15 protein-coding genes are annotated in these 15,055 nt (G+C 64.1%); 12 read left to right on the forward strand and 3 right to left on the reverse strand.

Annotated features, from left to right (window positions below):
• Window positions 1-10: 10 nt before the first annotated feature.
• The 3 genes from VSR68_RS24045 to VSR68_RS24055 are packed head-to-tail and all read right to left on the reverse strand — an operon-like array spanning window position 11 to window position 2,600.
• Window positions 11-892, reverse strand: coding sequence for a MaoC/PaaZ C-terminal domain-containing protein (locus tag VSR68_RS24045; RefSeq protein WP_342942230.1), 882 nt, complete (start codon window positions 890-892; stop codon window positions 11-13).
• Window positions 889-1,821, reverse strand: coding sequence for an SDR family NAD(P)-dependent oxidoreductase (locus VSR68_RS24050; protein ID WP_342942231.1), 933 nt, complete (start codon window positions 1,819-1,821; stop codon window positions 889-891). Before VSR68_RS24050 ends, VSR68_RS24045 begins: the two co-directional genes overlap by 4 nt.
• Window positions 1,818-2,600: a glutaredoxin domain-containing protein gene (locus VSR68_RS24055; RefSeq protein WP_342942232.1), complete on the reverse strand. Its 783-nt coding sequence runs from the start codon at window positions 2,598-2,600 to the stop codon at window positions 1,818-1,820. The genes VSR68_RS24050 and VSR68_RS24055 overlap by 4 nt, the downstream gene beginning before the upstream one ends.
• 246 nt (window positions 2,601-2,846) lie before the next feature.
• On the opposite strand from VSR68_RS24055, the gene VSR68_RS24060 reads away from it, so the two are divergent.
• The 12 genes from VSR68_RS24060 to VSR68_RS24120 all read left to right on the forward strand — a co-directional run bounded on the left by VSR68_RS24060 (window position 2,847) and on the right by VSR68_RS24120 (window position 15,015).
• Entirely contained in the window at window positions 2,847-4,013 is a 1,167-nt protein-coding gene (locus VSR68_RS24060; RefSeq protein WP_342942233.1) for an acyl-CoA dehydrogenase family protein, read from the forward strand.
• Window positions 4,010-4,696, forward strand: a complete 687-nt coding sequence (locus VSR68_RS24065; protein ID WP_342942234.1) for a TetR/AcrR family transcriptional regulator — start codon at window positions 4,010-4,012, stop codon at window positions 4,694-4,696. Before VSR68_RS24060 ends, VSR68_RS24065 begins: the two co-directional genes overlap by 4 nt.
• Window positions 4,686-6,047, forward strand: coding sequence for a phenylacetate--CoA ligase family protein (locus tag VSR68_RS24070; protein ID WP_342942235.1), 1,362 nt, complete (start codon window positions 4,686-4,688; stop codon window positions 6,045-6,047). The genes VSR68_RS24065 and VSR68_RS24070 overlap by 11 nt, the downstream gene beginning before the upstream one ends.
• On the forward strand, window positions 6,044-6,853 hold the full coding sequence (locus tag VSR68_RS24075; RefSeq protein ID WP_342942236.1) for an SDR family NAD(P)-dependent oxidoreductase: 810 nt from the start codon (window positions 6,044-6,046) through the stop codon (window positions 6,851-6,853). Before VSR68_RS24070 ends, VSR68_RS24075 begins: the two co-directional genes overlap by 4 nt.
• The gene (locus VSR68_RS24080; protein ID WP_342942237.1) at window positions 6,850-7,647 is read left to right on the forward strand and encodes an enoyl-CoA hydratase/isomerase family protein; all 798 of its coding nucleotides are present in this window, start codon (window positions 6,850-6,852) and stop codon (window positions 7,645-7,647) included. The genes VSR68_RS24075 and VSR68_RS24080 overlap by 4 nt, the downstream gene beginning before the upstream one ends.
• A 44-nt stretch (window positions 7,648-7,691) precedes the next feature.
• A complete protein-coding gene (locus VSR68_RS24085) occupies window positions 7,692-8,777 on the forward strand; it encodes an ABC transporter substrate-binding protein (protein WP_342942238.1) in 1,086 nt (361 codons plus the stop codon).
• 10 nt (window positions 8,778-8,787) lie between these two features.
• Window positions 8,788-9,675, forward strand: coding sequence for an isocitrate lyase/PEP mutase family protein (locus VSR68_RS24090; RefSeq protein ID WP_342942239.1), 888 nt, complete (start codon window positions 8,788-8,790; stop codon window positions 9,673-9,675).
• Between the two features lie 3 nt (window positions 9,676-9,678).
• The gene (locus VSR68_RS24095) at window positions 9,679-10,944 is read left to right on the forward strand and encodes an aconitase/3-isopropylmalate dehydratase large subunit family protein (RefSeq protein ID WP_342942240.1); all 1,266 of its coding nucleotides are present in this window, start codon (window positions 9,679-9,681) and stop codon (window positions 10,942-10,944) included.
• Entirely contained in the window at window positions 10,941-11,441 is a 501-nt protein-coding gene (locus VSR68_RS24100; protein ID WP_342942241.1) for a 3-isopropylmalate dehydratase, read from the forward strand. The genes VSR68_RS24095 and VSR68_RS24100 overlap by 4 nt, the downstream gene beginning before the upstream one ends.
• Window positions 11,442-12,816: 1,375 nt before the next feature.
• Window positions 12,817-13,506 carry a histidine ABC transporter permease HisQ gene (locus VSR68_RS24110; RefSeq protein ID WP_342942242.1) on the forward strand — a complete coding sequence of 230 codons (690 nt, stop codon included), beginning with the start codon at window positions 12,817-12,819 and terminating at the stop codon, window positions 13,504-13,506.
• A complete protein-coding gene (locus tag VSR68_RS24115; RefSeq protein ID WP_342942243.1) occupies window positions 13,503-14,216 on the forward strand; it encodes an ABC transporter permease in 714 nt (237 codons plus the stop codon). Before VSR68_RS24110 ends, VSR68_RS24115 begins: the two co-directional genes overlap by 4 nt.
• A 31-nt stretch (window positions 14,217-14,247) precedes the next feature.
• Window positions 14,248-15,015 carry an ABC transporter ATP-binding protein gene (locus VSR68_RS24120; RefSeq protein ID WP_342942244.1) on the forward strand — a complete coding sequence of 256 codons (768 nt, stop codon included), beginning with the start codon at window positions 14,248-14,250 and terminating at the stop codon, window positions 15,013-15,015.
• Window positions 15,016-15,055: the final 40 nt, after the last annotated feature.

Raw genomic sequence — 15,055 nt, forward strand, 5'->3', positions numbered from 1 at the left:
GGTATGGGCTTCATCGCCATTGGAAACGGCCATTGCCGAGCACGACCGCATCGCGTTCCGCGACGCGCGCAACGAACGACGCCTCGCGCTCGCCGGTGATCCAGATATCAGTGACGATGATTTCGCCCGGATACACCGGCTTCGAAAAACGGCACGCCATGCGCGCGAATCGCGATGCATCGTCATTGCATAAGGCGCCCGTCAACGCGCGCGCCACGACGCCGTAAGTGCACAGGCCATGCAGGATCGGCCGCCCGAAACCGGCCGCTTCGGCGATGCGCGGATCGATGTGCAGTGGATTGCGATCGCCGCTTAACCGGTAGAGCAATGCCTGATCGTCGCGCGTCGCGAGCGGCACGGACGTGTCGGGCGCGCGCTCGGGCGCGACGTTCTGCTCCGGCGCGAGGCCGTCCCCGTTCGCGCCCGCCGATCCGTGTCCTCCGTCGCCGCGCAGAAACGTGGTGCGCCGCTCGGTCGCGAGCAATGCGCCGCCCTCCAGCGCGTATAGATCGCGACGCGAATACAAAAGCGAGCCCTTGTCCGCACCTTTATCGACGATCCGCTCGACGCTCAGCACGCTCCTCAACTCGCCTTGCGGCGGCAGCGGCGCGAACACTTCGAGCGATTGCGCCGCGTGCAACACCTTCTGCCACGTCACGCCGTATTGCGGTTCCTTCAGCCAGAAGCCGGGCCATGCGAGCACGACGGCCATCGTCGGCAAGACCTGCAGTTGCGTTTCGTAGACGTGACGCAGCGTGGCGTCCGACGTCGCCGATTCCGTCCCCACGCCCACGCCCAGCGCATACAGAATCACGTCGCGCGCATCATGCGTCGCGATGGTTTCGCGCGGCGGCGACGCGACGATCTTCGCGGGATCGAACACGGCGCTCATGCCGGATCCCACGCGAACACATCCGACGATCGCTGCAATGGCTGCAACGTCGGTCGGAATGCGGGCAGCAGATCCGACGCGAGCGACTCGACGCTCCAGCCCTCGGCGCGCTGCATCGAACGGATTGGGCGCGGCAGCGAGAACAGAAAGATTTCGTTCTTGCGCGCGCAGAACACCTGCCCGGTCACGTCGCTCGACAAATCCGAGCAGAGAAACGCGGCGAGCGGCGCGACCTTGTCGGCAGACATGGTTTTTAGCCGCTCGACGCGCGCCTTGTCCGCGTCGGTTTCGGCAGGGATCGACGCGGTCATCCGGCTCCACGCGAATGGCGCAATGCAGTTCGAGCGCACGTTGTAACGCTGCATGTCGAGCGCGATCGACGTCGACAGGCCAACGATGCCCATCTTGGCCGCCGCGTAGTTCGCCTGGCCAAGATTGCCGACCAGCCCCGACGTCGACGTGAAATGCACGAATGCGCCACTGCCCTGCGCCTTGAAATGCGGGGCAGCTGCCTTGGACACGTAGAAGTAGCCGTTCAGATGCACATCGACGACATCGCGCCACTCCGCGTGGCTCATGTTGTGAAACATGCGGTCGCGCAGAATGCCGGCGTTGTTGACGACCGCATCAATGCGGCCGAAGTGCTGCATCGCAGCCTCCACGATCGAACCGGCACCCTGCGGATCGGCGACGCTCGCGGCGTTCAGCACCGCGAGCCCGCCTGCACCGCGGATTGCATCGACCACGTCCGCGCCCGGATTCGGCTCGTCTGCACTCGCGCCGTCCGGGCCGCCGTAATCGTTCACCACCACCGCCGCCCCTTCCCTCGCGCACAGCAGCGCGATCTCTCGGCCAATGCCACGGCCCGCGCCCGTTACCGCCACCACCTTGCCGGTCAGATTCACGTTGTCTCCATTCTTGAGTGTCATTTGTCGTCGTCCCACGCCTTTTCGGGCAGCGGCAGCCCGGAGAGATCGGCAGCCGTGAACGGATTGTTCACGGTGTCGCCCTGCGCCTCGATCACGACGGTCAGTTGCCGCGCGTGCTGCATTGCATGCCATGTCGTGCGCTCGAAGACTTCATGCAGCGGCTGCGCGCCCCAGTACGTTGCCGCGAGCGCGTCGAAGTCGTCGTCGCGATGCATGCGCCACCAGCACTCGAAGCGTGCGAGCACCGTTTGGCCGTATGCAATGACGTCCTGCTTCGGCAGCACGTCGTGCGTGCCGCGCATCGTCATTTCGTAGGTAAGTTCAGCGTGGGTTTCACCCGCTTCGAGAAAGGCTTCAACGACGCGAAACACGTGATGCGCAAGACCGCGCGGCGGCGCCCAGCTATTGCGAAAGGGGCCGTCGAGCACGTCGTCCGACATTTGCGCGACGAAGCTGATGGCCTTCGTGATCGTGATCCTGACGCGCTCCGCGAGCGCGGCGGGCGGCAAGCGCGTGCCGTCGGGAATGTCGAGACCGAGAAAAGCCTTGATGTCGGCGAGCGACTGGCAGTAGACGTAGCGCGGACCGATTGCGAGAACTGGAACGCTGCGCGCCCCCGAACTGCGAAGTGCCTCCATTGCGCCAGACTGCGCGGCCACGTTCACCGATTCGAATGCAATGCCGTGACGCGTCAGGAACTCCTTGACGCGCAGACAACTCGAGCATCCCGGCGCCCAGAACACCTTCAGCACCGGCGCGACCGTTTCAACTGTGTGCATCGCCTGTCTCCTGTCGATCGGTTCGCCATGCGCGGGGCGGGCTTTCCCTGCCTTCCGCGCTGTTGACCGAAAACATACTCGTTAGTATGATGTGTTGACCGAGCATACTACACAGTATTTTTTTTGGTCAATCGTTTCGAACTGGCAAGGTCATCGCGAATGAACATTTCCGAACGCGCAGCCGTTGCGGCAGAAAGAGCAGTCATGGCGGATTCGCCGTCTCAGAACGGCGCGTCTCGCGCCTCGGTGGACGTTGTCTGGGAGCCGCAACTGAGCGCGGAGGAGCGGCGCTGGCACGACCTCGCCGCGCAGTTGTCGGTCGAATACTTCGCGCCGCTTGCCGTCGAGATCGATGCGAGCCAGCGCTATCCGCACGAAACCGTGCAGCGCCTGCGCGACAGCGGCATCGCAACGATGGCGCTGCCGAAACAGCACGGTGGCGGCGGCGCGAGTCTGGTCGCGTATTGCGCGGTGGTCGAGGAAATCGCGCAGAGCTGCGCATCGACGAGCGGCATCGTCGCAACCATCCAGCTCGGCGCGGCGCCACTTCTGCTGCTGCGCGACGAACAGCTGAAACGCGATCTGCTGCGTGGTCTCACCGAACGCGGCGAAGCCGTGTCGTTCGCATTGAGCGAGCGCAACGCCGGCTCCGATCCCGCATCGATGCAGACCATCGCGACGCCCGAAAGCGGCGGCTGGCGAATCCGCGGCCAGAAGTGCTGGATCGGCGGCGGCGGTGCGGCGCACTGGTATGTGGTCTTCGCCCAGACCGAGCCGGGCGCGGGCAAGCGCGGCATCGCGGCGTTTCTCGTCGATGCGAAGGCGCGAGGCGTCGACGACAGCCGGCTCGAGGACAAGATGGGCATGCGCGGCACGCGCACCGCGACCATCGAACTCGATACCTGGGTCGAGCATGCGCGCGTGCTCGCGCCGCCGGGCGAAGGGCTGCGCATGGCATTCGGCTCGCTCGACGTGGGCCGCATCGGCGTCGCCGCACAGGCCTGCGGAATGGCGCTTGCCGCATTCCGGCTGGCCGTCGGGTATGCTGCGAAGCGACGCACGTTCGGCCAGTTGCTGATCGATCATCAGGCGCTCGGCTTCAACCTCGCCGATCTCGCCGCGCGCATTTCCGCCGCGCGCGCGCTCACCTACGAAGCCGCGAAGGCGCACGATAACTACGCGGATGTTTCGGTGCTGGCAGCCCAGGCCAAACTGATCGCGAGCGAAACCAGCCACGACGTGATCGACGCCGCGCTGCAGATCTTCGGCGGCGCCGGCTATGTGAAACCCAACCCGGTGGAACGTCTGTATCGCGACCAGCGTGTCACTGAAATCTATGAGGGCACATCCGAGATCCAGCGTCTGCTTATCGCGCGCGCGATCCGGGCCCACGCAACAGGAGGTTCCGTATGACACTCGAAGTCGAAACGCGCCCGCCGCGCGGCCGCGCGATCCAGACGAAGCAGTCGAAAGCCGCCGCGGACGACAGCAGCAGCGTCGCGCAGATATTGCACGCGGCGGCCAGCGCGTTCATGCTCAAGGGCTTCGCCGCGACCAGCATCGACGATGTCGCCGACGTGCTCGGCTGCACCAAAGGTCGCATCTATCACCACTTCAAGAGCAAAACCGACCTCTTCTTCCAGGTGCATGGCGAGGCAATGGAGATGGTGACGAGCGCGGTCGGCGCGGCAGCCGAGGGCGTCGCGGATCCGATCGCCCGCATCGCCAGGATGTCGCGTGAGCACGTGCTCGTCATCATGAGCAACATCGAATACCAGTGCGTCGTCGTGCAGGGTCTCGACATGCATCTGCATGGCCAGACCACGCCGGCGCAGCGCAAGGTGCTGAAGGAATTCCTCGCGATGCGCGACCGCTACGAAGCGATGTTCGTCGATGCAATCGAGGAAGCAATGGCGGCCGGCTCGCTGCCGCAGCAGGACGCGCACGTCGTCGTGAAGGCGCTGCTCGGCGCGCTGAACTGGACGACGATCTGGTACCGTCCGCGTCGCACAGAGACCGTCGCTGAACGCAATTCGACCGCCGACAGCGTCGCCGCGTTCTGCGTACGCGGGCTGGGAGCGAACTATGCAGGCTGACGCGCTCCCGCCGCCGGACGCGATCGCCGACGAGGCCGCGCCGCGCGACGCCTGCGAAACCTGGCCGCGCGAACAGATCGCCGCCTATCAGCTCGACCGGCTGCGCACGCAGCTCGACTATGTCGGCGAACACAGCGTCTACTATCGCCGTCTGTTTGCCGAGCATGGATTCAGGCCGGCCGATCTGCGCGCGCTCGACGATCTGCGCGCGCTGCCCTTCACCCGCAAGCGCGACTACGTGGATACGATCGCGCGCGTGCCGCCGTACGGCGAATTTCGCGCCGTGGCGCCGGCCGACGTGCGACGCATCCATTTTTCTTCCGGCACCAGCGGCGCGCCCGCTCCGCAGTACTGGACCGATGCCGACCTCGACCGCTGGGCCGGCCTCTACGCGCGCTATGCGCATGCGCAGGGCGTGCGACCCGGCGATGTCTATCAATGTCTGTTCGGCTTCGCGTGGTTCGTCGGCGGGCTCGGCGCGACAGCGGGCTATCAGAAGCTCGGCGCAACCTGCATACCGGGCGGCAGCGCCGACTCGGAGCGGCAAATCCGCTCGATCTTCGAATACGGCGTGAGCGTCATCACCGCGACGCCATCGTTCGTCGCGCACCTCGCGCAGACGGCGCGCTCGATGGGACTCGACGCGCGCCAGTCGCCGGTGCGGCACATCATGCTCGGCGGCGAAACGGGGGCAAGCGTGCCCGCGACGCGCGAGCGGCTCGAAGCCGAATGGAACGCGAAGTGTTTCGATGCGTACGGCAGCCTCGAATTTCAGACGATCGGTCAAGACTGCCATGCGCAGAGCGGTCCGCATCTCGCCGAGGATTTCGCGTACGCAGAGATCGTCGACGAGCATGGCGATCCGGTCGCGGACGGTACGCCCGGTGTGCTGGTGCTCACGCATCTGGACAAGCAGGCGGGCCCGCTCGTGCGCTGGTGGACCGGCGATGTCGTGGTGCGCGACAGCCGCGACTGCGCGTGCGGACGCACGCATGCGCGGCTGGCCGGCGGCGTGCAGGGCCGCGCGGACGACATGCTGGTGATACGCGGCGTCAATGTGTTTCCGTCGTCGGTCGAACAGATCGTGCGAGGTTTCGATGGACTCAGCAGCGAATATCAGATCGTGCTCGATCCATCGGTGCGCGATGCGGACACGGGCTTCCTGACCGGTTTCCGGTTGCGCGTCGAACCGAAGGGGGCGGCGGTAGGCCCCGATATCGCCGAACGGCTCGCGCACGAGATTCGCGCGAAGCTGCAGGTGCGCGCGACAATCGAGATCGTGGCGGCGGGCAGCCTGCCGCGCAGCACGCACAAGTCCAGACGCGTCGTCCGCGAAGGGCTCGACCAATGAGCCGCGCCGCACCGGTCCTCGCTGCATCCGCGCTGAGCGGCAGGCGCATCTACGTGACCGGTGCGGGTTCCGGCATCGGACGGGCGATCGCGTGCCGCGCAGCCGCGCTCGGCGCGACAGTCGGCGGGTGCGGAAGACAGGCGGCGACGCTCGGCGCCACCGCTCGTATGATCGCGGACCAGGGCGGCGTCTTCACGTACGACGTGTGCGACGTGCGCGACGCTGACGCGATGCGCGCGGCCCTGCACGCGTTCGCAGGCGACACGGGCATCGACGGCCTCGTCAACAACGCGGGCGGCCAGTTCGCCATGCGCGCCGAAGCGATTTCGCCGAACGGCTTCGCCGCGGTCGTCGATCTCAATCTCAACGCGGTATTCAACACGACCCGCGCCGCGCACGATCTGATGCCGCGCGGTGGCGCGGTGGTGAACCTGTCGATCTGCCCCGCCGGGCGCGGCGGCCTCGGTCTCGCGCATGCAGTCGCGGCTCGCAGCGGCGTCGCGGGACTGATGCACGCGCTAGCGCTCGAATGGGGCGCGCGCGGGATACGGGTGAACGGCGTCGCGCCGGCCGCGGTGGAAACGCCAGCGTTCGTCGCCGCCTACTCCGCCGAGGCGGCGCGCGCCCTCGGCGCGGCAACGCCGCTCGGCCGCAACGCGAGCGCTGGCGAGGTTGCCGAAGTCGTCGCGTTCCTGCTTAGCGACGCCGCGGCGCTCATTACCGGACAACTGATCCGCGTCGATGGCGGCGCGTTTCTCGGCGCGCCGATCGACCTTCGCCCACCGCACAAGGAGACATTTGCATGAGCGACGACTTCGCGATCGAGCGCGCCCCGCTCGTGCAGACCAAAACGCATGGCGCGGTCACGCTGATCCGGCTGAACCTGCCGGACAAGCGCAATGCGCTCGTCGAAACGTTGCGCGAGGCGCTAATCGCAGCGCTTGAGCAAGCGCAGCACGACAGCGCGTGCCGCGCGGTTGTCCTGACCGGCAGCGGCACGAGTTTCTGTGCGGGCGGCGATCTCGACGGCCTGCGCGACCACGAGCCGCTTAACGTGCGCGCGCGCATGCAACGCGGCCAGCAGTTGATCCGGCTGATCGCGGCCGGCGACAAACCCGTCATCGCGGCGGTCAACGGCGCGGCGCACGGCGCGGGACTGTCGATAGCGGCGGCCTGCGATTTCGTCGTCGCGAGCCGTGCTGCGAAGTTCGGCGCGGTGTTCGGCAAACTCGGCCTGATGGCGGACTTCGGTTTGCTGTGGACACTGCCGCGCCGCATCGGCATGGCGCAAACGCGGCGCGTGCTGTTCTCGAGCCGCGTGCTCGATGCACAGGAAGCGCATGCGCTCGGTCTCGCCGACCAGCTGGCCGAACCCGCGGACCTGATCGCCGACGCACTCGCGCTCGCGCAGTCGTTCAGCGAATCCGCGCCGGTCGCCGTCGCGATGACCAAAGCCGCGCTCGCGAAACCGGTCGACTCGCTCGATGCGGCGCTCGCGCTCGAACTCGAAGGGCAGACCCTGCTTTTTTCCACCGACGATTTCGTCGAAGGCCGCAGCGCGTTTCGGGAGCGCAGACCGCCGCGCTTCCAGGGCCGATGAATCGCCAGAACGGCATCTATCTAAAAGCACAGGAGACACGCAACATGACCCGCTCGCAACGCGCTCGCCTCGGCACGTACGCCCTCGCCACATCGTTCGCACTCGCCACCGCGCCGCACGGCGCACTCGCACAGGACATGCAGAAGATCACCATGGCGGTCGGCACGACGGTGATCGACGCTTCGCAGGCCAACAACACGTCGATTCCGCTCTACACGAAGTGCTGGCAGAAACAGGGACTCGACGTGACCATCCAGCCGATCAATTCGACGGCCGGCATGCAGGCAGTACTCTCGGGTCAGGCGCAGTTCGTCAACATGGCGCCGGGAGCCGCGATCGTCGCGCGCTCCAAGGGCGCGCCGATCAAGGCTGTGTATCTGAACATCCGCCGCAACTTCCAGTTTCCGGTCGTGCTGGATTCGAGCCCGATCAAGAGCATCAAGGACTTCAAGGGCAAGACCATCGGCGTGATTTCGTACGGCGCGGTGCTCGTCAACATCATCAAAGGACAAATCGCCGAAGCGGGGCTCGATCCTGACAAGGACGTGACCTTCGTCGAAACTGGTACGGGCGCGCAGGCGATCACGGCGCTTCGAAGCGGCAAGGTCGACATCTGGGGCACATGGGATTCGCAGATCGCGCTCGCCGAGGACATGGGCCTGAAGCTGCGCGTGTTCAAATCGCCATCGGCGGAAAAACTCACGTTCGGCAGCGCCTACTTCGTGCGCGACGACTATACGAAGACCCATCCAGACGTGATCGAGAAACTGCTGCGCTGCGTCGTGCAAGGTACGCAGATCACGATGGCCGACCCGAAGGGCGCGATTCGCGCGCACTGGGACGAGTTTCCCGCAAGCAAGCCGGCCGGCTTGTCCGACGCCGCGGCGATGAAGCAGGCGCTCGCGCTCGTCAATATGCGCATGAATTATCTGAAGACCGACGCGGGCGAGAACTTTGGCGAAACGCCCGCCGAATCCGCCAGCGCGATGGTCGAGTTCCTGAAGAGCAACAAGCAACTCGCCGGGCCGCTGGATCCGAAGGATGTCTATACGAACCAGTTCATTCCCGCAGCGAACACGTTCGATCCGCAAGCGGTCAGGCAGGCGGTCGCGACGCTGCCGAAATCGTGAGGTTACGCACATGACAATCTCCCTGCCTTCCGATGCAACCCGTGGCGCACGCGTGCGCGCGATGCTCGCGAAACGCGAAGCGGTTGCCGTGCCGGGTACGCACGACGCGCTCGGCGCGATGCTCATCGAAGCCGCTGGTTTCGAGGCCGTCTACATGTCGGGCTATTGCGTGGCCGCGAGCCGCGGCAAGCCGGATATCGGCCTGATCAGCGCAACCGAGATGATCGCGCAGGCCGGGCAGGTCGCCACGGCGGTCAAGATCCCCGTGATCGCCGATGCCGATACGGGTTACGGCGACGTATCGAATATCGCGGAGACCGTGCGCGCACTCGAGCGCGCGGGCGTCGCGGCGATGCATCTGGAAGACCAGATGTCGCCCAAGCGTTGCGGCGCGATGACCGGCAAGGCGCTCGTCGACGATGCCGAGATGGCCGGCCGTCTGCGCGCCGCGCTGCAGGCGCGCACCTCGCCCGACTTTCTCGTGATCGGCCGCACCGACGCGGTCACGCTGCACGGTCTCGAGGAAGCGATCCGCCGTCTCAGGAAGATGGCCGAACTCGGCGTCGACGCCGTAATGGTGCCGTCGCTCTCGTCCCTCGACGAATGCCGGGCCGTCGCCGAAGCGGTGAACATCCCGGTGATTCACACGGTCGCCGAAACCATTCGTCCGCTGCATCCGCAAAGCGAGCTGGCAAAGACGGGGCTGGGCATGGCGCTGTATCCGATCACGCTGATACAGGGGATCGTCGGATGGCAGCGTTCGCTGCTCGCGCATCTGAAAGCCGAAGGCAGCACGGCCGCGATGACGCCGGACATGGCACCGCTCGCGCAGATCACTGACATGCTCGGCGCGTCGCGCTATGCGGCGTTCGAGCGTCGTGTCATGAGCGGGGAATGAAGCATGGCGTCCACGTTGGTTCAGAAAATCCTTGCCCGCTCGAGCGGCCGCGCACGCGTCGAGCCGGGCGAAGTCATCTGGGCGACGCCGGATCTGACGACGATGCCCGAGGTGTCCTATCCCGCGTATGTGAAGCGTCTCGCGGACATCGGCATCGACACGCTTGCGAGGCCGGAGCGCCTCGTCGTCGCGATTGATCACGAGACGCCCGCGCACAGCGTGGCCGCCGCCGAACGCAACCGGCTCACGCGGCAGCTCGCGGCGAAGATGCACGTTGGCCATCTTTTCGACGGCGAAGGGATCACGCATCCGCTGACCGTCGAACGCGGACTCGTGATGCCCGGCATGTTCGTGGCGGGCGCCGATACCCATACGTCGGGACTTGGCGGCGTCGGCGCGCTCGCGATGCCCTTCGGCATCGAAGTGACGATGATCATGGCGACCGGGCGGATCTGGCTCAAGGTTCCCCAGACGATCCGGGTGTGCGTAAACGGTGCGCTGCCTGTTGGCGTCACGGCGCGGGACGTCGTTCTGCACGTGATGCGCCTGATCGACGCCGATGAGGCGAACGAGCGCGTGATCGAATATGGCGGCACGGCGATCGAACGGATGTCGGTGCCGGAGCGCATCACGATATCCGGTCTGACGGTCGATATGGGCGCGGACGCGGGCATGGTCCCGGCGGATGCCCGCACGCTTCAATATTTGCGCGACAGTGGCGTACAGGATCCGCAAGTCCTGAGCGGTGACGACGATGCGGACTACGCCCGCATCATCGACGTGGACGCGCGCGCGCTCAGGCCGCTCGTCAGCATTCCGCCTTCGCCTGCTCACGTGCGCGAAGCGACAGAACTGGGCGATGTCGCGATCCAGCACGCGTATATCGGATCGTGCGCATCTGGAAGTCTCGCCGAATTGCGCATGGCGGCTGCGCTCGTGAAGGGACGTAAGGTGCGCGACGGCGTGCAGTTGCTCGTCATCCCGGCGACGCGTCGGGTGCACGAACAGGCCATGGCCGAAGGCGTGCTCGGCACGTTGATGGCCGCGGGCGCGCAGATCGCGCCGTCGACGTGCGGTCCGTGCTTCGGCGGCCTCGCACCACTCGCGGCGGGCGAGGTGCGCATCAGTACCAGCACGCGCAACGATCCCGGACGCATGGGCAGCCTCGACGCGAACATCTATCTGGCAAGCTCGCTAACTGTCGCTGCATCGGCTCTTGCTGGCCACATCGCTGATCCGCGCGATTTCTTACAGGAAGCTTTGACATGACGGTCCCGCTCTCGACCACAGGCCGCGTCTGGAAATTGCCCGATGATGTATCAAGCGATGCGTTGATCTCCGCCAGTCACGTCTTCAACTATGATCCGCGTGCATTGCGCAAGCATTTGCTGTTCGAGGTTCGCCCGGAGATTGCCGAGGAAGCACGTTCAGGTGACGTCATCGTGGCCGGAAAGCGCTTCGCTCACGGCAGTCAGCATAGCCATCCGTTCATCGCGATGAAGGAAATCGGGCTTGGGCTTCTGGCTGTTAAGCTCGCTCGGGCGCCATATCGCATCTCCGTTTACATGGGCGTGCCGTTTCTCGAGATTTCCGCTGTCGAATACGGCGCGATTGAGGACGGCGAGACACTCGAAGTCGACTTTCTCAATGGAAATGTTCGGCAGACGGCAAGCGGAATTTCGCATCAGGTGCCCCCGTTGCCCCCCTTCGTGCTGGAGATCGTATCGGCGGGCGGCGGTATGCCGTACCTGCGGAAGCAGGTTTGAGCGCGAGCCTGGCACGGGACGCCTGCGTGTCGATGGAAACGAACACCCTCCCGCGGCATCTGCACCAACGGCACAGTGCCCGTTCCATCGATAGATCAAGCGCCTCGTGATTCGCCAGCCACCAGAGACTGCGCCGGACGTAGCGCCCACAAACGCAGCACCGGATAGACGACCAGACACACCGCGACCGTGGTCACAAATTCGATCGGCACGATGGTGTTGAGCACCCAGTGCGACAGGGCGAAGGCAATGATGGTGGTCGCGACACCGGCGTAATTGCATACAAACCCCCGCCTGAGCCTGCTTTCGCATCACGAAGTCCTGTTCCCGCCAGAAGAGACCCGCTGTGTCAAAGGAATCTGCGCGAGACACAGATCCATCGTGCCGCCGGACACGCGTAGAAAGCGACGGGCGTGCAGCAGGAGTCGACGGTGTTGCCGGCCTTGTCCACCGCGGTACAGGTATTTCCACCGGCCGCCCACCTTGACGTACGTCTCGAGGACTTCGCTTTTTTGCTGCAGCAGAGCCAGGGCTGCTTTCTGCGTCTGGGAAACGGCTTGAATGCGCCTATGCTGCACAGTGCGCAGTACGACTACGCCGACGAAAATCTCGTTATTGGCGCTACATTCCGGACTCGGCTCGTAGAACGTTTCCTCGGCTCGGACTCAACCTGAGCGAACTGCATCGACTACATGTGGGCGCACCTTCTTTCAGCCCATGTCGTTCGCTGGAACGGACGGCAGTTGCGGTTGCATTCGCACAGCGTGCGCAATTTCTCATTCGATGTGCGGGTGAGCCGATCTGAGCGGCGATCTGGCGGCCGCCTATGCGACGTTGTTACCCGCTGCGGATGTGTCGCTTCCGAAACAAACAGCACGATGTTGTATGGACAAGTTGCCAATAGGAGGCGCGAATGACTTCGTCCATGACAGTTCTGAGTAACCTTACAACATCCGTTCTCACCTGTTTAGTGCCAAAAACAGGGCCTCTTTTGACTTCCGCGTCGAGCACGTGTTGGTAATAACACCGATTGTCGGTTTCTGAGATGCGTCGATAATTGTATATACAAGTTGCGAAACCGCCCTCGGGCGTCTGACCGGGGCATCTAAGGCTTTCGATAGGGTCGCCCGCGTGCGGGATGCCGCATCGAACATCGCTTTCGGCGACTTTCATGAAGAAGCACGCTCGCCCAAAGCGAACAGCGAACAGCTTTCGTCCACATGGTCAAGGACGGACATACAAGAGGAACGAGTTGAGGTATTTCGACTTCGGCGTGTGCGGCGGTTAACTGCTGTCGCATTCACTCGCATCAACACAGGGGCACAGGCTGCGCGGACGCGCGGCGTGCGCTCCCTGTCACCAGGGACTTCCTTCCATGCTTTTTCAAGGCTTCGGCCCGCTGCTGCTGGCGGGCACGCTCGAAACTCTCAAGCTCGCGGTTCTTTCGCTCGCTGCGGCCTTTCTGCTGGGCCTCGCCGGCGCCGCGGCGAAGCTCTCGCGCAATCGCATGCTCGCGCGCCTCGGCGCGATGTACACGACGCTGATTCGCGCGGTACCCGACCTTGTGCTGATGCTGCTGCTGTTCTACAGCATTCAGATCTGGCTCAACGACGTGACTGACATGCTCGCCATGAATCAGATCGACATCGATCCGTTTGTGGCGGGCGTCATCACGCTCGGCTTTATCTACGGCGCGTACTTCACCGAAACCTTTCGCGGTGCCTTTCTGGCCGTTCCCCGCGGGCAAATCGAGGCTGGCTTCGCATACGGCATGAACTCTACGCGCGTGTTCATGCGTATTCTGTTCCCACAGATGATGCGCTTCGCGCTGCCGGGCATCGCCAACAACTGGCAGGTGCTCGTGAAGGCGACTGCGCTCGTGTCGATCATCGGTCTCGCCGACGTTGTGAAAGCCGCTCAGGACGCGGGCAAGGCGACGCAGGCATTTTTCTTTTTCACGCTTGCAACCGGTGCAATCTATCTCGTGATCACCACCGTTTCCAACCTTGCATTGCACCACCTCGAAAAGCGCTATTCGATCGGTGTGCGGAGGGCTGCGCTGTGATCGAACTCATTCACCAATACTGGCCGAACTATCTTTACAGCGACGGCTTCAACTACAGCGGCCTCGTCATCACGCTTTGGCTGCTGGTCGTTTCGATCGCACTCGGCTTTCTGCTCGCCGTGCCGCTCGCCATTGCGCGCGCGTCTCGCAACTCTTTTGTTTCGCGACCGGTCTGGCTCTACACCTATGTGTTTCGCGGCACGCCGCTCTACGTCCAGTTGCTGCTGTGTTACACGGGCATCTACAGCCTGCACTTCGTCCATGCTCACGAACTGCTCGGAGCGTTCTTTCGCAGCGCGATGAACTGCACGCTGCTGGCTTTCACGCTGAACGAATGCGCCTACGCCACCGAGATCTTCGCCGGTGCGATCAAGGAGACCTCGTACAGCGAGATCGAAGCCGCCCGTGCTTATGGCATGTCGAATTTCAAGCTCTATACGCGCATCATCCTGCCCTCCGCATTGCGACGCGCGTTGCCCGCTTACAGCAATGAAGTGATCCTGATGCTGCACGCCACGACGCTAGCCTTCACTGCGACCGTACCCGACATCCTGAAAGTGGCACGCGACGCGAATTCGGCCACCTATATGACGTTCCAGGCATACGGCATCGCGGCCGCTTTGTATGCGTCTATCGTGTTCGCCCTGATCTGGGTATTTCGCCGCATGGAAATGCGAATGCTGGCTTACCTGAAACCTCAAGGGCACTGAACCCGTCCAGCCCTGATGGAGAGCATCGAGAATGTACAAGCTGACTGTCGACGATCTGCACAAGAAGTTTGGCGAGAACGAGGTATTGAAGGGGGTATCGCTGAAGGCGAAAGCCGGCGACGTGATCAGCCTGATTGGTTCTAGCGGCTCGGGAAAAAGCACGTTCCTGCGTTGCATTAACTTCCTCGAATTGCCGTGCTCCGGGCGCATCACTCTGAACCGCGAGGAAATCCGCACCACGACAGACCGCAGCGGCGGACTGCGCGTGAGTGACCCGAAGCAGCTGCGGATGATGCGCGCGCGTCTGTCGATGGTCTTCCAGCATTTCAACCTGTGGGCTCACATGACCGTGCTCGAGAACATCATCGAAGCACCCGTGAGCGTGCTGGGCTTGAGCCGCAGCGACGCGGAAACGCGCGCCCGAAAGTACCTCGACAAAGTGGGGCTTTCGGCCGATGTCGAGCAGAAGTATCCGTCGCATCTGTCCGGTGGCCAGCAGCAGCGCGTGGCGATCGCCCGCGCGCTGGCGATGGAACCGGAAGTCATGCTGTTCGACGAACCGACCTCCGCGCTCGATCCCGAACTCGTCGGCGAGGTGCTGAGAGTGATGCAGGCGCTCGCAGAAGAAGGCCGCACGATGATCGTCGTGACGCATGAAATGGGCTTCGCGCGGAATGTTTCGAATCACATTGTCTTCCTGCACAAGGGCAAGATCGAGGAGCAAGGCGACCCGCGTGAAGTGCTGACCGCACCGCGCAGCGAGCGGCTGCAGCAATTTCTGGCAGGACGGCTGAAGTAAGCCCATTCGATGCACTTCGTGCTCGAAATTTCCCGGCATC

The sequence above is a fragment of the Paraburkholderia phymatum genome (genome assembly GCF_038900715.1).
In the GTDB taxonomy this organism is placed as follows: Bacteria; Pseudomonadota; Gammaproteobacteria; order Burkholderiales; family Burkholderiaceae; genus Paraburkholderia; species Paraburkholderia phymatum_A.